This is a genomic window from Gilvimarinus sp. 1_MG-2023 (assembly GCF_030548285.1).
The window spans coordinates 1-22,874 of sequence record NZ_JAUOSC010000012.1 but is presented as its reverse complement, the minus strand read 5'-3'; the positions used below and the strand labels follow the sequence as shown (position 1 = coordinate 22,874).

The 22,874-nt window shown below is 52.7% G+C and carries 15 protein-coding genes; 10 read left to right on the top strand and 5 right to left on the bottom strand.

The features are described from left to right. Window positions 1-202: 202 nt before the first annotated feature. From Q4563_RS12650 to ubiD, 7 genes are all read left to right on the top strand, one after another. Window positions 203-2,800 carry a glycoside hydrolase family 16 protein gene (locus tag Q4563_RS12650; RefSeq protein WP_303604728.1) on the top strand — a complete coding sequence of 866 codons (2,598 nt, stop codon included), beginning with the start codon at window positions 203-205 and terminating at the stop codon, window positions 2,798-2,800. 254 nt (window positions 2,801-3,054) lie between these two features. Continuing rightward, entirely contained in the window at window positions 3,055-5,436 is a 2,382-nt protein-coding gene (locus Q4563_RS12645) for a TonB-dependent receptor domain-containing protein (RefSeq protein WP_215974922.1), read from the top strand. A gap of 109 nt (window positions 5,437-5,545) precedes the next feature. Further along, a complete protein-coding gene (gene hemW / locus Q4563_RS12640; RefSeq protein WP_215974923.1) occupies window positions 5,546-6,703 on the top strand; it encodes a radical SAM family heme chaperone HemW in 1,158 nt (385 codons plus the stop codon). A gap of 144 nt (window positions 6,704-6,847) precedes the next feature. Next, window positions 6,848-9,253, top strand: a complete 2,406-nt coding sequence (locus Q4563_RS12635; RefSeq protein ID WP_303604727.1) for a response regulator — start codon at window positions 6,848-6,850, stop codon at window positions 9,251-9,253. 219 nt (window positions 9,254-9,472) lie between these two features. Next, window positions 9,473-9,802, top strand: coding sequence for a thioredoxin TrxA (trxA, locus tag Q4563_RS12630; protein ID WP_215974925.1), 330 nt, complete (start codon window positions 9,473-9,475; stop codon window positions 9,800-9,802). Window positions 9,803-10,219: 417 nt separating this feature from the next. Beyond that, window positions 10,220-11,479 carry a transcription termination factor Rho gene (rho, locus tag Q4563_RS12625; RefSeq protein ID WP_215974926.1) on the top strand — a complete coding sequence of 420 codons (1,260 nt, stop codon included), beginning with the start codon at window positions 10,220-10,222 and terminating at the stop codon, window positions 11,477-11,479. A gap of 96 nt (window positions 11,480-11,575) precedes the next feature. Further along, window positions 11,576-13,042: a 4-hydroxy-3-polyprenylbenzoate decarboxylase gene (ubiD, locus tag Q4563_RS12620; protein WP_303604726.1), complete on the top strand. Its 1,467-nt coding sequence runs from the start codon at window positions 11,576-11,578 to the stop codon at window positions 13,040-13,042. Between the two features lie 272 nt (window positions 13,043-13,314). Here ubiD and Q4563_RS12615 read toward each other — a convergent pair whose 3' ends face one another. The 3 genes from Q4563_RS12615 to dctP are packed head-to-tail and all read right to left on the bottom strand — an operon-like array spanning window position 13,315 to window position 16,936. Next, a complete protein-coding gene (locus Q4563_RS12615; protein WP_303604725.1) occupies window positions 13,315-13,953 on the bottom strand; it encodes an RpiB/LacA/LacB family sugar-phosphate isomerase in 639 nt (212 codons plus the stop codon). Window positions 13,954-14,011: 58 nt separating this feature from the next. Beyond that, on the bottom strand, window positions 14,012-15,916 hold the full coding sequence (locus tag Q4563_RS12610) for a TRAP transporter large permease (protein ID WP_303604724.1): 1,905 nt from the start codon (window positions 15,914-15,916) through the stop codon (window positions 14,012-14,014). A gap of 24 nt (window positions 15,917-15,940) precedes the next feature. Beyond that, the gene (gene dctP / locus Q4563_RS12605) at window positions 15,941-16,936 is read right to left on the bottom strand and encodes a TRAP transporter substrate-binding protein DctP (RefSeq protein ID WP_215974930.1); all 996 of its coding nucleotides are present in this window, start codon (window positions 16,934-16,936) and stop codon (window positions 15,941-15,943) included. Between the two features lie 151 nt (window positions 16,937-17,087). Between dctP and Q4563_RS12600 the strand changes: the two genes are divergently transcribed. The 3 genes from Q4563_RS12600 (at window position 17,088) to kduD (ending at window position 20,229) form a co-directional block, all read left to right on the top strand. Further along, window positions 17,088-18,269, top strand: coding sequence for a glycoside hydrolase family 88 protein (locus Q4563_RS12600; protein WP_215974931.1), 1,182 nt, complete (start codon window positions 17,088-17,090; stop codon window positions 18,267-18,269). An 80-nt stretch (window positions 18,270-18,349) separates the two neighbouring features. Further along, window positions 18,350-19,402, top strand: a complete 1,053-nt coding sequence (locus Q4563_RS12595; protein WP_215974932.1) for a LacI family DNA-binding transcriptional regulator — start codon at window positions 18,350-18,352, stop codon at window positions 19,400-19,402. A gap of 65 nt (window positions 19,403-19,467) precedes the next feature. Then, window positions 19,468-20,229, top strand: coding sequence for a 2-dehydro-3-deoxy-D-gluconate 5-dehydrogenase KduD (kduD, locus tag Q4563_RS12590; RefSeq protein ID WP_215974933.1), 762 nt, complete (start codon window positions 19,468-19,470; stop codon window positions 20,227-20,229). A 16-nt stretch (window positions 20,230-20,245) separates the two neighbouring features. Here kduD and Q4563_RS12585 read toward each other — a convergent pair whose 3' ends face one another. Further along, window positions 20,246-21,151, bottom strand: a complete 906-nt coding sequence (locus Q4563_RS12585) for an ROK family protein (RefSeq protein ID WP_303604723.1) — start codon at window positions 21,149-21,151, stop codon at window positions 20,246-20,248. Window positions 21,152-21,280: 129 nt separating this feature from the next. Further along, on the bottom strand, window positions 21,281-22,381 hold the full coding sequence (locus tag Q4563_RS12580; RefSeq protein WP_303604722.1) for a LacI family DNA-binding transcriptional regulator: 1,101 nt from the start codon (window positions 22,379-22,381) through the stop codon (window positions 21,281-21,283). Window positions 22,382-22,874: the final 493 nt, after the last annotated feature.

The following is a 22,874-nucleotide window of genomic DNA, read 5'->3' as shown; positions in this document are numbered from 1 at the left end:
GTGGGAATGGTCACTTATTGCTCGCTAACAAGACACTCCGCCCACCTTCAAAAGCTCCAGTAAACTGGGACGACTGATCTCGTACCGCCAGACACACTACCCTCGTGCCCAGACCGTTACATTAAAGGTATCGGCAATCACAATTTGCGGCTGCGCTTTTTATTGAGCAGCTCCCTCTATAAACAATAATAACGAGGTCAACATGTCATCGAATTTTGGCTTACCCTTACTGGTGAGTGCCTTAGCGCTTGCCTTATCCGCCTGTGGTGGTACTAGCGACGGCACTGAGAACAACAACTCATCGTCAACGTCTAGCACACAGAGCTCTGCAGTTTCATCCGAGCAATCAAGCCTCGCCAGCTCCGAGGCCTCTAGCGTCGCGTCCAGTGATGCGGCGATCAGCTCCGAGGCTTCTTCCAGCTCATCCCCCGCTCAGAGCTCACAAAGCTCTACGGCTGTCTCTTCCGTGCAATCGAGTATTGCCAGCTCCGAGGCAGCTTCCAGCGAGGCTTCGGCAAGTTCAGTAGTCGCTGTTAGCTCTGCAAGCTCTGAATCATCAGAGTCCAGCAGCTCCGAGGAATCTTCTAGTTCTTCTAGTTCTTCTAGTTCTTCTAGTTCTTCTAGTTCTTCTAGTTCTTCTAGCTCTGAGAGCTCTTCTAGTTCCGAAGAATCCTCAAGCTCCGAGAGTTCTTCAAGCTCATCAAGTTCGACAAGTTCCAACAGTTCTGTCGCATTCAGCTCTATTTCCAGCCACTCCTCGTCATCGACTAGCAGTGAATCGAGCTGGGATCTGGTCTGGCAGGATGAATTTGAAGGTGTCAGTATTGATTCTGCAAAGTGGGAACACGAGGTCAACTGTTGGGGCGGTGGTAATAATGAGGGCCAGTGTTATACCGACGATCCCGCGAACAGCTACCTACAAGACGGTCACTTAATTATCGAAGCGCGCGAAGAGCCCAGTCAAATTTGCGGCCCTTCTGTCAGTCAGGAAGACCCTGCCTATGACCCTAACGATACCTCCGCGTGTAAAGACTACTCGTCTGCTCGCTTACGCACGCTGAGCAAAGCCGACTGGCAATACGGCCGCATGGAAATCCACGCGCGTATGCCCATGGGACGCGGTATGTGGCCCGCAATTTGGATGCTACCTACCGACCAAGCCTACGGCGGCTGGCCACAAAGTGGCGAGATCGATATTTTCGAAGCCTTTGCTCCCGGCACCACCGACCACGACTCAGACCCAAACACCGTGCACGGCACATTGCACTACGGTTTCTCATGGCCCTGGAACCAGAACAGCGGTGCGCCCCATATACCACCGACCAACATCTGGGATGAATTCCACACCTATGCGGTTGAATGGGAAGAAGGTGAAATACGCTGGTATGTGGACGACGTACATTTCGCCACCAATAGCGGCAACTGGTTTAACTACCATTGGGCGGGGCAAGAAGCGGGTTATCGAGTTTCCTCCGGTGCTCAACCGTTTGACCAACCTTTTCATATGATTTTAAATCTCGCCATTGGGGCCGCCGATTGGCTTCCCTACCCGGACGGAAGCACTAGCTTTCCACAAACGATGGAAGTTGACTATGTTCGTGTTTACCAATGTTCGGCCGATCCGGTCACTGGCCGAGGCTGCGCCACCATTGGCGAAGCGCCACAGTCAATCAGCGGCCACGTACCACCCGCCGACAGCCGCGATGAACTGTATTTCTATCAAGACGGCGTTCAAACACTCACCCTAGAAGGTGATGCAGGTGAGGTATCCTCTGGCCTTACCCCCGGCATTTACCCCGAGGATGCCAGCACTATCACTTCAATGCCCAGTGCCACCGGCCCCGATGGTGAAACCGTATGGGACTTGGACTTTTTTGCCCTGCCTGCAGCGGCTTTTTTAACCTCCGAGACGGGTCTTAACTTTGGCGACAACCTACACAGCCGTGCTAAAAATCTGGGTGAGCTACGTTTTGATTTACGAGTTTTGGATATTGAGCCCGGCACCAAGCTGCGTATTAAACTCGACAGCGGCTGGCCCGATCTTAGCTTTCACGAAATTGAGATACCCGCCGATGTCGGTGCAGCCGCCGAGTGGTCCGAGGTCGCTGTACGCCTTTGGTCCCTTAAGGCCAACGATGGCGAATGGTGGGGCCCTACGGTAGATTACACGCATATCACCAACCCGTTTGTCATTGAGCCGATCGACGGCACCGCTCATGTGCAACTGAAAAACATCCGCCTTACCTGTTTGGGTGGAGCCACCAACTGCGATGTTAAACCGGTGGAGCCACCGCTGGCACTCACCGAAGATTTTGATATCTTTATTGATGCCGTGGACATGGCTTGGGGCAATATCGGCCAGTGGAGCGCCAGCGGTTCCCATGTACAGATCAGCATTATTGATGCGGTTGACGTCGCTCGCGGCCAAGTATTTCAGGGCGAGTTCACCGAAGCCGGGGGCAACGGCCTGATGTTTATCCAAACCGAGCCGGGCACCGTGCGCGATGTCAGCGCTTTTAACAACGGCTACCTAGTGTTTGATATTTACAGCCCGCAAACCACTGAGCTGATCGTCAAGGCCGACTGCGTTCACCCTTGCACCTCTGGTGACCGCCCGATAAGCCTAGACAGCAGTGCTGATTGGGAAACGGTTGTTATTCCGGTGGCAGACTTTGTCACAGGCGGGCTAGACCTAACCTCAGTCAATACTCCCTTCGCTATTTTGCCGGCTGGCGAGCAAGGCGGCGTCACCTTGCAAGTGGATAATGTACGCTGGGTCTTGGACGACCCTCGTCCGTAACTCCCTAAACATCGCCCCATCAGGCACAACACTTAGTTGGGCCTGATGGGATTTATCGCCCCTCCAAGAAATCAACGCAATAAGAACCCAAAGCTTAGCTTCTCCTTCTATATCCAAGTCTGGCGCGCCCTAAAAGACCCACCCACCACTGAATTTACGGACATTAGCAAGCGGCGAATAGATTTCTCTTGCATTATCATCCGTAAATGTGAATAATTCTCACCTTCATTATCACACCAATTGGGGGACAGGATATGTCACAAGGTACCGCGCTACACCATAAACTACTGATTGGAGCGGCCAGCACCACAGCGTTATTAGCCACAATGGCCGCCAACGCCGAACACAACAATCAAAAAGTAGAAGAAATGGTGATAACCGCCTCGGGCTTTGAACAAAAGCTTGTGGATGCGCCAGCCAGTATCTCGGTAATCGATCAAACCGAAATTCTCACCCGCCCCCACGTTAACTTACTGGATATGCTCAAATACCAAGAAGGTATTGATATCGGCACTACGCGCGACAAAACCGGCCAGGGCAGCGTCAGTATGCGTGGCTTAACCGGCGAATACACCCTGTATTTGATTGACGGCAAACGCCAAAACAACCACGGCGACATCTACCCCAACAACTTTGGCGGCAACGCGTTTGGCCATATGCCTCCGGCTGAAGCCATCGAACAAATTGAAGTGATTCGCGGCCCGGCCTCCACCCTGTACGGCGCCGACGCGCTCGGTGGTGTCATCAACATCATCACCAAAAAAGATATCGACCACTGGTTCGGCACCGTTAACCTAGCCGGTAATATTCAGCAAAACAGCGACTTTGGCAATGCCACCCAAGCGGATTTTTTCGTGGCCGGACCACTGATTGCTGACACGCTCGCCCTTGGTGTGCGCGGCAGTCTGTACGATACCGAAGCCTCATCGCCTGAGTTTGAGCCTGCCGTCGACCCCAATGGCACAACGCATTATCGCAGCCTCGGATTTGGCAGCGGCGGACGCACAGTCGACAGCGAAAGTCAGGAATACGGCGCCACCTTAACTTTGACACCAAACCGCGACCACACTCTGCGTCTTGCTTACGACTACTCCGAGCAGGTTTACGACAACACACCGTTTACCAACCCGGACACCGGTGAACTGTCTTACCCACTGGGCACCAAAGACAATATCGCAGCACTTTGGCAAACCAGTGGCGGACAGGTAAACCCTCGTGCCGGTTACGCCGCTGATCAAGAGTTTAACCGCGCCTGGTGGTCCTTGAGCCACGACGCCGACTGGAGCTTCGGCACCAGCAGCCTGTCACTGTCTTACGTCGACACTGCCAACGACGGTCGCACCCTGCCACTGAGTGTAGAAGAGCGCTTGCACTTACAAGAGATGTACGATGGCACCGGCGAATATGCCGGCATGAGCGAAGAGGAGCGCCGCAATCTGGCCGAGACCACCTTCCTACCGCGCCCCGACCGCCCACTGGAGAGCCGCCAGTACACACTCGATGCCCGCGTCGACATACCCTTTGAAGCTGCCGGCAGCCACAAATTTGTGCTCGGCGGCCAGGTCATTGACGGCGAGCTGGAAGATGGCGTATTCGGTTTAGAAACCAATAACCCCGGCGGCATTCAAAAACAAGAAATGTACTCTCTGTTTGTAGAGGACAGCTGGACTCTAGCCACTCCATTCACCATCACCGCCGGCGTGCGCTACGACGAACACGATGTGTTCGGCAGTCAGGTATCGCCGCGCCTGTACGGGGTGTACACCATTAACAACAACTGGACCGTTAAAGGCGGTGTGGCCACCGGTTATAAAACGCCGCAAACTACGGATCTGTACGACGGCATCACCGGCTTTGGCGGCCAGGGCACCTCGCCGTTTGCCGGCAACCCAGACCTGGAGCCAGAAACCAGCGTCAACAGCGAAATTGCCATCTACTGGACCGGCAATGATGGTCACAACTTTAATGCCACCTATTTCAACACTCGCTTTGACGACAAAATTGCCAGTGGCGATACCATTTACAGCTGTGAGACCACCGGCGGCCAACGCCCCTGTGTCAATCTGGGTGCCTACGACAGTCTCGGTTACGACACCTACAGTCAAAAAATTAATATCGACCAAGTGGATATTCAGGGCGTAGAAATCGCCGGGCGCTATATTCTGAGCGACAGCTGGTCGCTGAATGCCAACTACACCTGGACCGACAGCGAACAGACCAGCGGCCCTGAGGAAGGTCAGCCGCTGACCAACACCGCCGAGCACATGGCCAATGCCTCTATCAACTGGACCATTTTGCCCAATCTCAGCATGATGCTACAGGGAGAGTTCCGCTCAGACCGCTACCGCAGTTGGGACAGCGTGCTCGACAAGCCGTTGTACTATAAAAATTACGCGTTGCTGCACCTAGGCATTACCTATGAAGTGACCGACAACATCACCGTCTTTGGCCGTGTTAATAACTTGCTAGATGAAGACTTCACCTCTTACACCACCGAATATGTCGACCTGGACAACGACGGTGTCTATACCTTGGCCACGGGTCGCGGTGCGGTCAGTGAAGTGGTCTTTACCGATAACTACAACGTTAAAGATGCCGGCCGCAACTTTTGGGTGAGTGTGCAGCTAAGCTTCTAATGACCACTGCTCGTTTTATTCTCCTTACCTCGGGCCCAAATGGGCCCGTTTTTTTATCTCACACATGCGATAATAGCGGCGCAATGTCTTAACCTGGTACTTAACCTCTGTGCTCACGCTTCCACCGCTGTCTCTGTATATTCATATTCCCTGGTGTGTTCGCAAATGCCCCTACTGCGATTTCAACTCCCACCAAAGTGACACGACGCTGCCCGAGCGGGACTATGTCCAAGCCCTAGCGCAGGACTTACTCGCCGATGCCGAGCTGGCCCAAGGGCGCAAGCTCACCAGTATCTTTTTCGGCGGCGGCACCCCCAGCTTATTTTCCGCCGGCGCGATCGGTCAGATACTCGACCACGCCGAACGCACTCTCGGTTTTAGCGACGACATAGAAATTACTCTGGAAGCCAACCCGGGCACCTTTGAACAAGACAAGTTCACAGGCTTTCGCGCCGCGGGCGTCAACCGCCTGTCCATCGGCATTCAAAGCTTTCAAGACGAACAACTGCAAGCACTGGGGCGCATTCACGACAGCCATTCGGCCCTCAGAGCAGCGGACACCGCACGCCGGGCCGGCTTTGATAACCTCAATCTCGATTTAATGCACGGCCTGCCGGGCCAAAGCTTGAGTGCGGCGATGGACGACTTAAACACCGCGCTATCGCTTGAGCCCGAGCACCTAAGCTGGTACCAGCTCACCATCGAACCCAACACCGTGTTTTACAGTCAGCCTCCCACACTCCCGATTGAAGACACCCTGGCTGACATTCAGGATGAGGGTCACGCCAGGCTTGAACAGGCCGGCTTTAAGCGTTACGAAGTATCGGCCTACGCCCGTGGCGCACGCGCCCAACACAACCTCAATTACTGGCAGTTTGGCGACTATTTAGGTATTGGTGCCGGGGCCCACGGTAAAATCACTCAGCCCAACCCGGGCCATGTGTTCCGCCAGTGGAAGACTCGTCAGCCCGAGGCTTACTTATCAGCACAACAAGGCCCGGGGCGCTATAGCAACCCATTTGTTGCCGGCCGCGAGGCCATTGACCCCACGGCTCTACCGCTGGAGTTTTTACTCAACACCTTGCGGTTAAACGAGGGCTGCGCTCCCGAGCTATTCCCGGCCCGCACCGGCCTCCCCTCACAAGCACTCGAACCGCACTGGCAAGGGTTAGTCGATAAAGGCTTAGTACACCCGCGCCATTTACGTATCGGCACCACTGAGCTCGGCATGCGATTTCTCAACGATGTCTTAGGTGCCTACACCTAAGCGACCATTAAACCTTGGCCTTAACAGCGCGACAAGTTTCGCCACCATCGCCCTTTGCAAAAGAATCGGACCTAAACATCTGACTTTCCTGCGTTCACTGCTACAATTACTAAAAGCAGACCATTCGGATGTGACACCACTTACATGCTGTCCTTTTTTAAATACGCCCGCGAGAACCCAATCGCCACCCGTTTGCTCGGGCTGATTATTATATGCAGCTCCCTAATTACCCTGATCGCCATTATTTTTCAGCTCTACGCCAGCTTTAACGATGACGTCTCTTCGCTGGAGAAGCGCCTCGACCAAGTTAGAGTTAGCACTCTGGCCAGCATCACCAAAAGCCTGTGGGGCTTCGATCAAGAGCAACTGCAAATCCAGGTAGACGGTGTTTTAGAAGTGGCCGACGTGGTGCAGGTACAAGTCGACTGGCACGATTGGAACAATCAACCCCAAACTCTGACCGCCGCTCATCCCAACATTAACAACAGCACCATAAAGAGCAATCCCAACCGTTACCTGATCAAGCAGTACGAGCTAATCTATCAAGATGCCAGCACCAGCGCCCAGCACCTCGGCACGCTCACGGTCACTGCCAACCTGACCAGTATTTACGATAAACTGTTTGAACGCGCCTTCTTTATTGCTGCCATTCAAGGCGGTAAAACACTGATTATTTCACTGCTGATTTTATGGCTAATCCACACAATGCTGACCCGTCATATGGTCACCATTGCCCAATACGCTAACCAGCTCAATCTTAAAAAATTGTCCACTCCCTTAACACTGAATCGCATTAAGACTGACCAAGCCCCGGATGAACTGGACAATGTCACCAACGCCATCAACCACATGCGTGAGACACTGCTCGACGATATTGAGCGTCGCCGCTCTATGGAGCTGGCTTTATTATCAGAAAAAGAAGAGAAAATAGAATCGCGCAGGCAAAAACTGATCGCCGAAGATGCCAACCGTGCCAAAAGTCAGTTCCTGGCCACCATGAGCCACGAAATTCGCACTCCTATGAATGGGGTGATTGGTATGGTGGAAATGCTACGCGACACACGTCTGGACGATAACCAAAAACACTATTTAGAGGTAATCCACCGCAGCGGTGAAACTCTGCTCGACATCATTAACGATATTCTCGATTACTCCAAAATTGAAGCGGGCAAAATGGAGCTGGAAACCGCAGAGTTCGATATTCGCTCGCTGGTGGAGGATTGCATTCAATTGTTTGGGGCCACGGCCAACAAGCGCAGCCTAGAACTGTATTGCTATATTGCTCCCGATATACCCACCAAACTGCGCGGCGACCCCACCCGGTTGCGACAGATCATTACTAATTTGGTGGGTAACGCATTCAAATTTACCAGCGAAGGGGTAATCTCGGTCGATGTGGCGCTGGAAGAGGACAGTACCGACATTGCTCCCAAAATCAAAGTCAGTGTCAGCGACACCGGTATTGGTATCCGTAAAACCGTACAAGACACTCTGTTCGACGCCTTTAACCAAGCCGATAGTTCCACCACCCGCCACTACGGCGGCACGGGGCTGGGGCTGGCTATTTGCAAAAGCCTTACGGAGTTAATGCACGGGGAAATCGGCGTATTCAGTCGCAAAGGTCTGGGCTCCACTTTCTGGTTTACCGCCTGCTTTGCGCCGTCTAATAGCGTTGCCAACATACCCGAGGCACATCAAGCACTGGCAGGTAAGCGCCTGCTACTAACCGAACCCAACCAAGCCATACGCACGCTGATATCTCACTACTGCAGCCATTGGGGCATTGAGCTTGTGAGCCTCAGCAGTGCCAGCGAGACTCTGGAAACACTCGAGGCAGGCTCGCACTTTGATATTGCCTTGCTATCCCAACAGCTGCCTATTTTATCTGGCCTACAGCTCGCCGAGCGAATTCGGCGCGAGCAAACCGCCGAGCAACTGCCCATTATTTTACTTAGTAGTTCAGATGAAGCACTGGCCACTGGCGCATTGGAGCGTTTGGCGATCGCCAATATTCTCCGCAAACCTATCATTGAAAAGAAGCTTTACGCCGCTTTATGCACAACTCAGGGGGTCACACTGGCCACAGGGGAGCGCAATCAAACCGATCCCATCCGTAAACACAACTCGCTGACGCATTTAAAAGTGCTGGTCGCCGAAGACAACGCCGTTAACCGCATGGTCATCAAGGGCCTGCTGGGTAAATTATCCATCGAACCTATGATGACGGAGAATGGTCGCCAAGCCCTGGAGGCGCTTCGCACCAGTGAGGGCGGTTACGATCTTATATTGATGGATTGTGAAATGCCGGAAATGGATGGTTTTGAGGCCACAGAAGCCATTCGCGATTACGAAAAGCGCAATAATCTAACCGCCACAACCATTGTCGCGCTCACCGCCCACGCCCTGCAAGAGCACCGCGAGGCCGTATTTGCCTGCGGCATGGATCATTTTTTGTGCAAACCGATCACTTTGGATGACCTAACCAATGCCCTGGACAAACTGGGCTTAACACCCGGCATCAATGTCGACAACCGCATTGCCGAGCGTTGATTCGCCCCCCAAAGGCTGAATTTCGCGTAAAATAGCTGCTCACAATCACCGTCATAGCGAGCGCTCGCTTGAACGCAAGCGGGACTATCCTTATTATTTACCCAGCTCAGGCGGACAGAGGGCTTTAATTTTTGTTCTCAGCCCCCATATCAGGTGCATTCCCAATGACAATGCACTGAACACTAATTACCCAATAGTGGGTTTGGAGACTTTTTGATTATGAGTAACGACGCTATTGTTCACGTTACCGACGATTCCTTTGATGCCGACGTACTACAGTCCGACTTACCGGTATTGGTCGATTTCTGGGCTGCTTGGTGTGGCCCTTGTAAAATGATCGCCCCCGTGCTCGACGAACTGGTGGATCAATACGCAGGCAAGATTAAAATTGCCAAAATGGATGTTGATGCCAACAAGGAGACTCCGGCCAAGTTTGGTATTCGCGGTATTCCCACACTGATCATTTTCAAAGGCGGCAGTGTTGAATCAACCAAAGTGGGCGCTTTGTCACGCCCGCAACTGGTTGAGTTTATCGAATCTGTGCTTTAACAGCTCAGCGATACACTACCCATTATTAACGCCGCGAAACCGCGGCGTTAATCATTCCAGATAATTTTTCAGGGCTTTGCACTTTTTGAAATTTGCCGCTATACTCCGAATCACTTGTTACAGCTCTCATTAGTTCAGCCCGGTATCAGCGCCACCAACCCGCCAGATTTGGGCAAAATTAAGACTCCCTGCTACCTTCTTTACTTTCCAGAGTTTAAATCTGTGGGTATTCGCAAGCTAGGAGTATCAAACCTGAGCACTGTAATAGAAATTTAATTGAAGTTTGCGTCGCAAAACAACAATATACGCGCCGGCTTTACCGATGGTGCCTAAATCCTTAAACCGATGGTATCTGTCACTTAGCCTGCTGGGCCGCAAATTCCTGCAACTTATTCATTCACAACCAAGTCCAACTGTATGAATCTAACCGATCTAAAAAAGAAACCCATTGAAGAACTGATTGATATCGCTCGCGAAACGGGTCAAGAAAACCTCGCTCGCTCTCGCAAGCAAGACATTATCTTTAATATCCTTAAACGTCACGCCAAAAGCGGTGAAGACATCTACGGCGACGGGGTATTAGAAATCCTTCAGGACGGTTTCGGCTTCCTGCGCTCGGCAGACAGTTCATACCTAGCGGGCCCCGACGACATTTACGTATCACCCAGCCAAATTCGACGCTTTAACCTGCGCACCGGTGATACCATTGCGGGCAAGATTCGCCCCCCTAAAGAAGGCGAGCGTTATTTCGCTTTGCTCAAGGTTAATCAGATTAACTTTGACAAGCCCGAAAGCTCCCGCAACAAAATTCTGTTTGAAAACCTCACCCCGCTCTTCCCTGATCAACGTCTACAGCTCGAAGCTGGTAATGGCTCTACCGAAGATTTGACCGGTCGCATCATCGACTTAATCTCTCCTATCGGTAAAGGTCAGCGCGGCTTGATTGTCGCACCGCCCAAGGCGGGTAAAACCATTATGATGCAGAACATCGCTCAGGCGATCACTCGCAACAATCCCGAGTGTCACATGATTGTTTTGCTTATCGACGAGCGCCCGGAAGAGGTAACCGAAATGCAGCGTTCGGTGCGCGGTGAGGTGGTAGCTTCAACCTTCGATGAGCCACCGGCCCGCCACGTACAAGTGGCCGACATGGTCATTGAGCGCGCCAAGCGTCTGGTTGAACACAAAAAAGACGTTATTATTCTGCTCGACTCCATCACCCGCTTAGCCCGTGCCTACAACACCGTCATCCCCTCCTCCGGTAAAGTACTCACCGGTGGTGTCGACGCTCACGCTCTGGAGCGCCCCAAACGCTTCTTTGGTGCCGCGCGCAACATTGAAGAGGGCGGCAGCTTGTCTATTATCGCCACCGCATTGGTCGATACCGGCTCGAAGATGGATGAAGTCATCTACGAAGAGTTTAAAGGTACCGGTAACTTGGAGTTGCACCTGGACCGCAAGATCGCCGAGAAACGCATCTATCCGGCCATTAACGTCCGCCGCTCTGGCACCCGTCGCGAAGACCTACTAATGAAAGACGACGAGCTACAGCGCGTGTGGATTCTGCGCCGCCTGCTGAACGACATGGAAGACGTCTCGGCTACTGAGTTTTTGGTCGACAAGCTCAAAGACTTTAAAACCAACGATGAGTTCTTCCTCTCTATGAAGAGAAAGTAATAAATCGGTGAATGGTTGACGAAAAACGGGGAACGTAAAATGTTCCCCGTTTTTCGTTATACTTTTCATAACCCGTAACCCGCATCCGGATTTACCATGAAGTACAGCGACCTTCGCGATTTTATTCAACAGCTCGAAGCACGTGGCCAACTAAAGCGCATCAGCGCCGAGATTGACCCCAATTTGGAAATGACCGAAATCTGTGATCGCACTCTGCGTGCCGGTGGCCCCGCCCTGTTGTTTGAAAACCCCAAAGGCTACGACATCCCCGTACTGGGTAATTTATTCGGCACCCCCGAGCGCGTCGCTCTGGGCATGGGCGAAGAGTCGGTAACCGAGTTGCGCGAGATCGGTAAACTGCTGGCATTTTTAAAAGAACCCGAGCCACCCAAAGGCTTAAAAGACGCATGGCAAAAATTGCCCATTTTTAAGCAAGTTTTAAATATGGCACCTAAGGTATTAAAAAAAGCGCCTTGCCAAGAGGTGGTATTAGAAGGCGACGCCGTTGACCTTGACCGACTCCCCATCCAAACCTGCTGGCCAGGAGATGCCGCACCACTCATTACCTGGCCTTTGGTTATCACTCGCGGGCCGCACAAAGAGCGACAAAACCTCGGCATATACCGCATGCAGAAAATCGGTAAAAATCGTTTGATTATGCGCTGGTTAAGTCACCGCGGCGGCGCCTTGGATTTTCGTGAATGGCAGCAAACAAATCCGGGCCAACCTTTTCCCGTAGCAGTGGCCTTAGGCGCCGATCCGGCCACCATTTTAGGCGCAGTCACCCCCGTACCCGACACGTTAAGCGAATACGCCTTCGCCGGACTTTTGCGCGGCGATAAAACGGAAGTGGTCAAGGCTGGTGATAACGAACTGCAAGTGCCCGCCTCGGCCGAGTTTATATTAGAGGGCCACATTGCCCCCGACGACATGGCACCCGAGGGCCCCTACGGCGATCACACTGGTTACTACAATGAGGTGGATAACTTCCCAGTATTCACCGTCACCCGTATCACTCACCGGCGCGACCCAATTTACCACAGCACCTACACCGGCCGCCCACCGGATGAACCCGCCGTACTCGGCCTGGCCCTGAACGAAGTGTTTATCCCGCTGCTGCAAAAACAATTTCCGGAAATTGTCGATTTCTACTTACCGCCCGAGGGCTGCTCGTACCGTATGGCTGTGGTTACCATGAAAAAACAGTACCCCGGCCACGCCAAGCGCGTCATGATGGGCGTCTGGTCGTTCTTGCGACAGTTTATGTACACCAAATTTGTGATCGTCACCGACGACGACGTCAACGCCCGCGACTGGCAAGATGTGATTTGGGCCATCACCACCCGCATGGATCCCGCGCGCGACACCACACTGGTAGAAAATACGCCGATCGATTACCTCGACTTTGCCTCTCCCGTTTCCGGGCTGGGCTCCAAAATGGGTATGGATGCCACCAACAAATGGCCCGGCGAAACCGACCGCGAATGGGGTGAACCCATCGTAATGGATCCGGCCGTTAAGGAAAAGATTGACGCACTGTGGGATGAGCTGGATATTCTTTGATGCATCGCACTTGATTTGAGCAACTATAAAAATATCTATAAAGGCGTCGAAATAAAACTAAAAGACGCAATAAAATCTTCTATTTTTAATATCATTTTTTCGAGAGTATCGCCTTAGGAGTGACCGGTAAGTCGCAAAGAATGTGGACCCGAAGCGGCAACTGTATCGCACTGTAGTCTTGCACAATCCAGCTTGACTATACCTCTGAGAGGTAAAGGCTCAAACAATTAACAAATCACAGGCGACACAACAGTGCCGCCTGTGATGATTCGCTAGGCTTCTAACACCTCTCGTACAAATGCATTCAAGGTTTCATCCTGGCTGTGCTCAAAAAAGCATTCCTGAAAACGCTTACCCGATACCGCTGTTTTTACCAAAGCCGGATCAATACTCTTGAGCGCTTCTACAAAATCCTTAGCCACCCAATCTTTAATGTTATTAAGAATCCCCGCATTCTCAACCTGTGAGGCTTTACGCTCGGGCGGATAACCTTGACCACGCTCGGACTCAAAGGCTTTTTCGAAGATATAGCGCATGTTCAACTCGGCTCCCCAGCCAAATCCTTTCGCGAAAGGCAAAGCTAAGGCATTACCATTATTGATTTGCGCAAACAGGTAAGCGTCCGAAGGATCAATACAATAGCCACAAGTCACACCCGGATAAGCATTGAGTGACATCAACGAACCCTGCCCAGTCCCACAACCACTGATGACAAAGTCTACAGCTTTAGAATTTAACAAGAGACTCGCCATAATCCCCAGATGGATATAGGTCAAACGGTGGTCATCCGGACCATCCATGCCCACATTAAAAACGGTGTGACCGCCGTTACTCCCCACATACTCAAGCTCGTTAAGAATGGTTGGGTTTTTCTCTGCTTGACTAAATTCGTTCATCAACGCAATTTTCATCTTACTTCTCCTATGTCATTAGGCCCAAACTGGGCACTTTCTATGGACGATTGTTAATTTAGAAACCCAGCAGTCTAGGCAAAGCGAGACTGATGGGGGGATAAAAGGTAACCAACAACAGGCCGACAACCTGCATGGCAAAGATAGGTAGCAGTGGCGAAATAATTCGAGTGATTTTTTCACCGGTAATACTGCAGGAAACAAACAAAACGGTACCGACCGGCGGAGTCACTAACCCCAGCGCAAGGTTGTACACAATGATAATGCCAAAATGGATGGGATCCACACCTAGCTCTGTGACCACCGGGAAGAAAATCGGGGTGAAAATCAGCATTGCCGGAGACATATCCATAAATACGCCGACAATCAGCAAAATCGCATTAATCATCAAAAGAATAATGTACTTATTATCACTGACCAGCGTGAGTAGATGGCCAATCGTTTCCGGAATCGACGTAAACGTCATGGTCCAGCTCATCAACCCCGAGCAGGCAATGAGGAACAAAATAACGCCTGAGACCACCGCCGTATCGAGCAGCACCTTCATTAACGACTTCACGCTCAGAGTACGATACAGCAATGCCAAAATAAAACTGTAAAGCACAGCGACGCCCGACCCTTCGATGGCAGTGAAAGCGCCACCCAGAATACCGCCAATAACCAACACCACCATCAGCAAACTAGGGATCGCCCGCAGAATAATCCGCCCAACTTCACTTCGTCCGTAACGATGGCTTTCCGCAGCGTAGCCCTTGCGCTTGGCATACCACAAAGCGACCAACATAACGCAGCCACTCATGATCAGGCCGGGCAAATAGCCGGCGACAAAAAGCGCGATAATAGAGGCGCTACCGCCGGTGATGATAGAGTAAACGATCAGCGCGCCGGAGGGAGGAATCAACATTCCGGCCGGGGCGGACGCCGCATTAATAGCGGTAGTCATGGGCATATCGTAGCCCTTCTCGCGCGCGACCGGGCTGGTAATTCCGCCAATGGCTGACGCGGCCGCGATACCAGAACCCGACAAGGTACCGAACAACATATTGGACAGGATGTTGGCCTGCCACAAACTGCCGGGTATGCGCTGCCCTAACATCATGGCCAAATCGATAAGACGCCGAGCCAATCCGGTTTCATTCATCAAGTTGCCCGCAAGAACAAAAAAGGGCAACGCCAGAAAACCAAAGCTGTCTAGCCCACTGAATATAGTTTCGCCGATAGTGGGCATCACCGTAGCCGGATTAACGTGCAAAAACAGCGTCAGTATGCCCGAGAAGGCGAGCCCCACCGCAATAGGGCTGCCAATAATTAAGAAAACAAAAAAAGTCCCGAACATCACCACCAAGGAACTTAGTGCAGGATTTTTCGCCCCCCATTGCTGGAAGAGGCCCGCATCGGCTATCGCCCAAACGGTGGCAACGATGACGCTGAGCAACACAAACGGCAACACCAGCAGTAAGGACGTAGTTTCCGGCTGCTTCCACATTAGGGCCAAGCTGCGCAGCTGAGAATAGGCCGTTATCAACCCCGCCAACACCAACACCAATTGCAAAGTCCCCACCGGCACTTGCAACATCGGCGTCCGCATCAGGGCGTTAAAGAAGAAAGAGTCGTAACCGCCCCAGACAAGTATGAGCCCAAAGGTCAGCGTCAGGTAATGGTTCAGTGCTTGGACAAAGTGCTCACCCCTGCGGGGAAGGACATCCATCAACAGCGGCAGGTTCAAGTGCCGACCGAGAAGGAAACAATAACCACCGCCCAGCAACCCTAACCAAATTAATGCGTAGCGTAAAAACTCCTGCGTCAGCATACTCGGAGCATTAAAAAAATAACGGGACAGCACCTGATAAAAAATTGCCAGAGACATTAAGGCCAACAAAGCGGCGAGACTGTACCCCAGCCCTTTACTGATCAGAGCGGTGAATGTTCGGCCAGTGCCGATTGCAGGTTGTGGTGTGGTCATGGGTGGCTCACTCGCAATGATCGTTTATTGGGGTATATCGCGGCCGGCGGCACGAAAGATTGCTTCCAAAATCACGCCTTGCTTAGGGTCTTGAAGCGTTTCGCGGTACATGGGCTGAACGGCTTTGATAAATGGTGCCTTATCCACCTGAATAAAATGAACGCCCATCTCTTCCTTGGCGAGGGCCACCGTCTCCGCCTCATTGGCTTCGGCAAAATCAACCGACTTAAGACTGACGTGGCGAAATTCTTCTTCAACAATCGCCCAATCCTCTGGCGCCATTTTTTGGGGAAACTGTAGACTTGTGACCACAAAATCGGTCAAACGTGTTTGCTCGGTCACCAAAACATACTTGGCAACCTCGCCAAACTTTGCTTGATACAGACCAGCCAGCCCACCCTCAGCACCGTCCACTACCCCTTGCTGTAAGCCCGAGTAAAGCTCCCCGAATGGCATCAACACAGGCGTGGCGCCGAAACGCTGCAGCATCTCTACATAGGTTTTGCTGGGAATGCTGCGCAACTTCAATCCCTTTAGGTCATTAATGTCCCGCACCGGCACGGTCGTGTAAATACTGCGAAAATCACTGCTAAGGAACGCCAGCGGCGCAAAATGGTGGCGGGTAGCCGAGGCAAACAATGTCTCGTGCACCAGTGGGCTGCTCATCACGGCCCGGTACTCATCTGCCGAACGGAAGAGGTAGGGCATATTGACCACCCCGAATTCGGGAATCACGCTTTCCAGAGCCGCGCTATTAACCAATCCGGCGTCGATAACGCCACGCTGAACCTGCTGCAGATACTGCAGCTGATCTCCCAGCAGACCGTTGTGAAAAATTTTAAAACGCACGCGCCCATCGGTGCGTTGCTCTATGTTCAGAGCGGCCTCTTCTATAAGGCGACCGGCGGTTCCATCTTTCTGGACACTGGTGGCGATGCGGTAGGTTTCAGCCCACGACGGCGCAGCGCCCGAGAGGATGAACAGGGTCAGCAAACTAAACGCGACAGAACCAAAGCGCATTATTCAACCTCCTGGGGCTTACCCCTGTGATACGACCTATGATTTTGATGGTGGCAAATATAACAAGAAATATCAACGAAAAAATAGATATTGACGAAACTTTTTCTCTAAAGCACAATGTTTTCGTTAATTTTTACTAAGGTAAAGTGTCATGCAGGTTCAAAAAGCATCCTATTTCGCCCGGAAGGACGACCCCGCGCCGACCCTCGCCCACCGGGAAGCGCTGATGCGCTGTGTTGACCGGCTGAACGAATCCCGCGTACTGGCCGGAGCGCGCAACCCCAAAATTGGCAAAGAAGGCAATCGCTGGTCTTACTGTCAGGGCTACGACTGGGTCATGGGGTTCTACTCAGGGCAGCTTTGGCTCGCCTATCAAGTGACCGGTGACCCCGCACTGCGCGAAGCGGCGCAATTACGCCGTCCCCAGTTTCGCGCGGTATTAGAAGATCGTCGATCTCGCGATCACGACATCGGCTTTCTGTTCTCCCTCCACTCGGTTGCCGACTGGCAAATGACTGGCGACGAAACGGCACGCAACATGGGCCTGGAAGCGGCCCGAGCACTGCTGAGCCGCTTTCGCGAAGAAGGAGGCTATCTCCAAGCGTGGACGCCCGTAGGGCCGCACGACCCAGATCAAGCCGTCTTCGCCAATGGGCGAATGATTGCCGATACCATGCAAAACCTGGCTCTGCTGCACTGGGCACACCGAGAAACCGGTATTGCAGATTTTCGGGAAGTGGCGATGCTGCACGCACAAACGACCCGCCGCCACCTTGTGCGAGAAGACTCAACCAGTTTTCACACGTTCTTATTTGATCCCTCGACTGGAAGACCACTGCGCGGCGAAACCCACCAAGGGTACGCCGACGACTCCTGTTGGGCTCGCGGTCAATCCTGGTTAATTCACGGCTTTGCCAATTGCTACGCGGCTACGGGTGAGCCCGAATCTTTGGATTGCGCCCGCGCCGTTGCCGATAAAGCCATTGAGTTAATGGGAGAAACCTCAGTGCCCGTTTGGGATTTTGCCCTGCCAGCCGATGGCACCCACCCGGTAGACAGCTCCGCAGGGGCTGTGATGGCGGCGGGCATGTATCTTTTGGCCGATCTTACGCACAGCGATGAGTCTGAGAAGTGGCGCTCCCACGCCGACCGATTACTCGATGGTCTACTTGAGACCTGCGATCTCACCCGCACGCCGGGGGCTGAGGGTCTTCTGGCTCACGGCGCCGCTTTTGTACCGGCAGGTCGAGACGACGCCATGCTGCCCTATGGTGACTATTACTTTATGGAAGCCTTAATGCGCTCGTTAGGACACCGGCAATTTTTTTGGTGATCGACTCATCAAGCGCGCGTTGTTTCTCACCAATGAACGGTGCATAGTAATCGGTTAACTGTAACCGAGGAGTGACAAAAGTGACATCTGATGTAAACACCGAGCCCACCCTACGAGATCTGGCCGACGAGGCCGGAGTGTCCGTGGCGGCCGTCTCCAAAGTGCTGAATAACCGTAAAGGCGTCAGCACGGAAACTCGGGAGCGGGTTTTACGTATCGCTCGGGAGTTGGGCTATCGCGGGCGAGGCGGGCGGCTCGCAGAGGAGAAACTAACCTCCGCGGCCATCGTAACGCTGGACCGGTATGTCACTAATGACAGCTTCTACGGTGAGATCATTCATAGCATCGTACGCGAGGGGCAGGCAGCCGGTATTAATGTCAGCGTTTCGGTAACCGGCTCGCCCGAAGGCGCGGCGCATCCCGACACTCTGTTTCCCGCCGGCCCACCTCAGGCGGTTTTTTTAGTGGGCATTGACGAGCCCGCCGTGGTGGATGCAGTTCATGCCCTCGGACGCCCCACGGTCATCGTTAACGGCATGGACCGACACATGCGACTGCCTAGCGTTTCACCCGATTATCACCTAGGGGGCTGGCGCGCGACACGTTACCTACTCGACTTGGGTCATCGCAACATCGTTCATGTTACACACCCCTACCGCGAGTCATTTCGTCGACGGGTGGATGGTTTCCGCAATGCCATTGAAGAAGCGGGAATAACGTTCGACCCACAGAGCCATCTTCTTGATTTGGGCTCTCCAGAGGCTATCAGCATTCGCGCGCGGGAAATTGTTACGAATTATTTGAACAGTGTAGATGAACGCCCGACCGCTTTTTTCTGCGTCAACGACATCGTAGCGCTGGGCACTATACAAGCACTGCAGGCCAACGGTCTTAGCGTACCTGAAGACGTATCGGTGATGGGCTTTGATGGCTTATCGGTTGGCGAACATGCTTCGCCCTCACTGACCTCAATGCAAATTGATCGTCAAGAGGTGGGGCGAGCCGCTATCCGTCAGCTGCAAGATCGAGTGGTATTCCCCGATCGCCCAGCTCAACGCGTTTCGATTGGTGTTGATTTGTTAGCCCGAAAAAGTACCGGTCCACTTGTTGGGGCTGGCGCCATTAACAATTAATTCGTGGTGAGTTAGCACACCTCCCACTATTGGGGGCGGCTCGCCACGACTGAACGGAGGTATTTATGATTTTAGATAATTTTAACTTGCACGGCAAAGTTGCCTTAGTCACCGGCTGCAATACCGGTTTGGGCCAAGCGATGGCAGTCGCGCTCGCCGAGGCGGGCTGCGATATCGTTGGGCTCAACTTCAGTGAACCCACCGAAACCCGTGAGCAAATTCAGGCACTGGGCCGCGGCTTTGAAAATGTGCACGCGGACCTGCGCAAAACCGACGCCATTGCCACTGCCGTTGAGACAGCCGTATCAGCATTCGGCAAGCTCGATATTTTGGTCAATAACGCCGGCACCATTCGTCGCTCTGACGCCATTGAGTTTAGCGAGCAAGACTGGGATGACGTTTTAAACGTTAATCTGCGCACGGTATTTTTCTTAAGTCAGGCCGCCGCCCAACAATTTCAAAAGCAGAACAGCGGCGGGAAGATTATCAATATTGCCTCCATGCTGTCGTTCCAGGGGGGCATACGAGTGCCAGCCTACACGGCTTCAAAAAGTGCGATTATGGGGCTGACAAAAGCGCTGGCCAACGAGTGGGCCAAGGCGGGTGTGAATGTAAACGCAATTGCACCTGGCTACATGGCGACATCCAACACCAAGGCACTTCGAGAAGACAAACAGCGCAGTACGGAAATTTTGGGGCGCATCCCCGCCGAGCGCTGGGGACTACCGGAAGATCTAAAAGGGCCTGTGGTCTTTCTAGCCTCCGAGGCGTCAGATTATGTTCACGGTTACACCATCGCTGTCGATGGCGGCTGGCTGGCTCGCTAAATCTGCGAGCGCCCCGTTACGGGGTCGCCCACAAACGGGCGGCCCCTCTTACCCCAGATGAGTCCCCCCAACGCGGCGGCAACACACTACCTCGCCATGTGTCATTAAACACATACTGCTCAATGACCGACGGCAGCTCTTTATAAAGCATCGGAATATTCGAAAGACCGCCACCAATGACCACCACGTCAGGGTCGACCACATTGCACAAAGAAGCAATGGCACGCCCGACGCGATTAATAAGAGCGGATATTTCGTAGATAGCGGCGGTATCACCCTCTTGCGCCAACTGCGCAATCGTTTTTGCCGACTCCTGCTTACCCGTGCGAGCATTAAAACACCGAGTAAGCGCGGTTCCGGAAATCCACTGTTCCAAACACCCCTTTCTGCCACAATAGCAGGCGGGGCCATTGTTTTCGGTTAAGTCTGCCCAAGGCAACGGATTATGCCCCCACTCAGCCGCAATACCATTAGCACCTTCTATTAACTGACCACCGATAACCAGCCCTCCGCCGCAACCGGTACCCAATATCAACCCACACACAATCTGCTTTCCACCTGCCGCACCATCATAAGCTTCCGATAGCGCGAAGCAGTTGGCGTCGTTGGCGATTCGTATAGGGCGCTGCAAAGCGGCTTCGAGATCCCGGGTGAGTGGGCTGCCATTAAGGTACTGGCGATTTGAATTGCGCAATTTGCCGGTCACTCGACAGACCGAGCCCGGGGTGCCAATACCCACACTGGCGCGCTGGCGAAGCTTTAAGGTTTGCTCGGTTTCCGTCACCAGTCGGGAAATTGTGGCAATCGCCTCCTCGTAGGTATCCGGGGTGGGCGCCCTCAGGCGGGAGCAAAACTCCCCCGAATCATCAATAGCGGCCACCTCAATTTTTGTACCGCCAAAATCTACCCCTATGCGAATCACTGCTTTGCTCCACTGCTAAATAACCTCAAAGGCTTAAGCCTTCGCTCAAGTTAAATGGTATCGATACCAAATATAACTTGCAAGCGTTATTTATTCAGCTCAACGAGTCAGTCATGGAGAGTTGCGATGTTATTTTGCAACCGGGCCGGTAGAGCCTCGCGCTATCAGTTTGTACGGGGCCACATAGTGCTTAACCACACCATCATACTTTGAGGCGCCGGGGCCAGCGGCAAGAATGTCCGCAAGCATGGTCACGGCGGTTTCAGCCATTTCCGCAATAGGCTGATGAATGGTGGTTAACTGAGGCCAGACAGCCGACGCCAGGGCGGTATCATCGAAGCCAGCGATACTGACATCTTCTGGTACCTTCAACCCTAAACCATGAGCGACTGCAATTAACCCAGTAGCCATTTCGTCATTACAGGCAAAAATTGCCGTCGGCCGTATTGAGACGGGGAGCTGTAAAAGACTCTTCCCCACTTCAAGCCCACAGCGGTAACTAAAATCACCTTCCGGCATCCACTGATCAGGCACCTCGATAACCGCTTCGGCCATAGCGGCCAGATAACTATGTAACCGGTTTTCGGCGGGCGAGTGAGCAGGGTCGCCTTTGACGAAAGCGATTTTCTTATGCCCTAGACTGATCAGGTGATGCGTCATGGCACGAGCACCAGAGAAATCGTCGATCAACACAGCCGGCGAATGCAGGCGAGGACTGCCCGAAGCAAAACTAAGTGGCAGTACATCTTTTTGAGCCGCCAACTGTTGCGCCTCCAGCGAATCGCAGATCGGAGGCGGGAGGATGACCCCCTCTACCCCCAGTTCAATCAGCTTTTTTAGTGCATCAATCGGTTCAGAGTGAGCCAAAAGCGGCTCAATCAACAGTTGGCAGCCCCGCTGACCACTGGCCGCGAAAGCCCCCATTAAAAATTCCCCGAGATTAGAGGACTTGGGGTTGCTAAAAATGATGCCAATTCGCTGCTGTCCACTACGAGCAGCCCGAGCCGCTAAGTTAGGGACATAATTTAACTCCCGTATAACTTTTTCTACCCGCTCGCGCATTTCTGGGCTCACCGAGGTAGAGCCATTCACCACTCGCGACACCGTCATCGAGCCCACACCGGCTTTGGCGGCGACATCGTGCAGAGTCACCGACTGTTTGCGTGAGGGCTTGGATGATTTAGTTTTTTTGTCTTTAGGCGGGTTAATAGGCTTCTTCTTTGAAGGCATAGGTTAGCGTCCTCGTGAGTCCCGGCTGGTAGCGCCGGCTGCTATTTTCAAGCCGATGGGTGGCCTGTGCAAGGCATTTTGTTAGCTCCACCACCATCTCCTTCGAACTTTCACTCGGGCCTTTATATTTTTTTATTATATAAATAACTAACAGCCGAACATAAAATAATAAAGAGCAGCTCCGAAACAAACGAAATCATCCACTTAAGTTACTGGTTTTACAGGAACTTTCGCAGTTATCGTTAACGACCCCCTCTAACGAACGGTGCGTGAAAATAGAATACTCCCGATCAAAGGGGGTCAATCATAACTTTAAAAAGGTTGTGATAATCGGTTGGTATCGATACCATTCAATAGCTGGCTGATTCCGTATTAGCTGTAGTCCGGCCGAGGACGGAAAGGCCCCAATATACAAATAAATAAATCAGATAACGATGGGTAGCAACATGACTATGAGACTGAATCGTCTGTGCGTCGCAATGGCAGCAGCAAC

Excerpts from the sequence above, each read along its gene's own strand:
- Q4563_RS12645 (WP_215974922.1), top strand. The coding sequence starts at position 3,055 with ATGTCACAAGGTACCGCGCTACACCATAAACTACTGATTGGAGCGGCC.
- Q4563_RS12610 (WP_303604724.1), bottom strand. The coding sequence starts at position 15,916 with ATGACCACACCACAACCTGCAATCGGCACTGGCCGAACATTCACCGCT.
- trxA (WP_215974925.1), top strand. The coding sequence starts at position 9,473 with ATGAGTAACGACGCTATTGTTCACGTTACCGACGATTCCTTTGATGCC.
- Q4563_RS12580 (WP_303604722.1), bottom strand. The coding sequence starts at position 22,381 with ATGCCTTCAAAGAAGAAGCCTATTAACCCGCCTAAAGACAAAAAAACT.
- rho (WP_215974926.1), top strand. The coding sequence starts at position 10,220 with ATGAATCTAACCGATCTAAAAAAGAAACCCATTGAAGAACTGATTGAT.
- dctP (WP_215974930.1), bottom strand. The coding sequence starts at position 16,936 with ATGCGCTTTGGTTCTGTCGCGTTTAGTTTGCTGACCCTGTTCATCCTC.
- kduD (WP_215974933.1), top strand. The coding sequence starts at position 19,468 with ATGATTTTAGATAATTTTAACTTGCACGGCAAAGTTGCCTTAGTCACC.
- Q4563_RS12650 (WP_303604728.1), top strand. The coding sequence starts at position 203 with ATGTCATCGAATTTTGGCTTACCCTTACTGGTGAGTGCCTTAGCGCTT.
- Q4563_RS12600 (WP_215974931.1), top strand. The coding sequence starts at position 17,088 with ATGCAGGTTCAAAAAGCATCCTATTTCGCCCGGAAGGACGACCCCGCG.
- ubiD (WP_303604726.1), top strand. The coding sequence starts at position 11,576 with ATGAAGTACAGCGACCTTCGCGATTTTATTCAACAGCTCGAAGCACGT.
- Q4563_RS12635 (WP_303604727.1), top strand. The coding sequence starts at position 6,848 with ATGCTGTCCTTTTTTAAATACGCCCGCGAGAACCCAATCGCCACCCGT.
- Q4563_RS12615 (WP_303604725.1), bottom strand. The coding sequence starts at position 13,953 with ATGAAAATTGCGTTGATGAACGAATTTAGTCAAGCAGAGAAAAACCCA.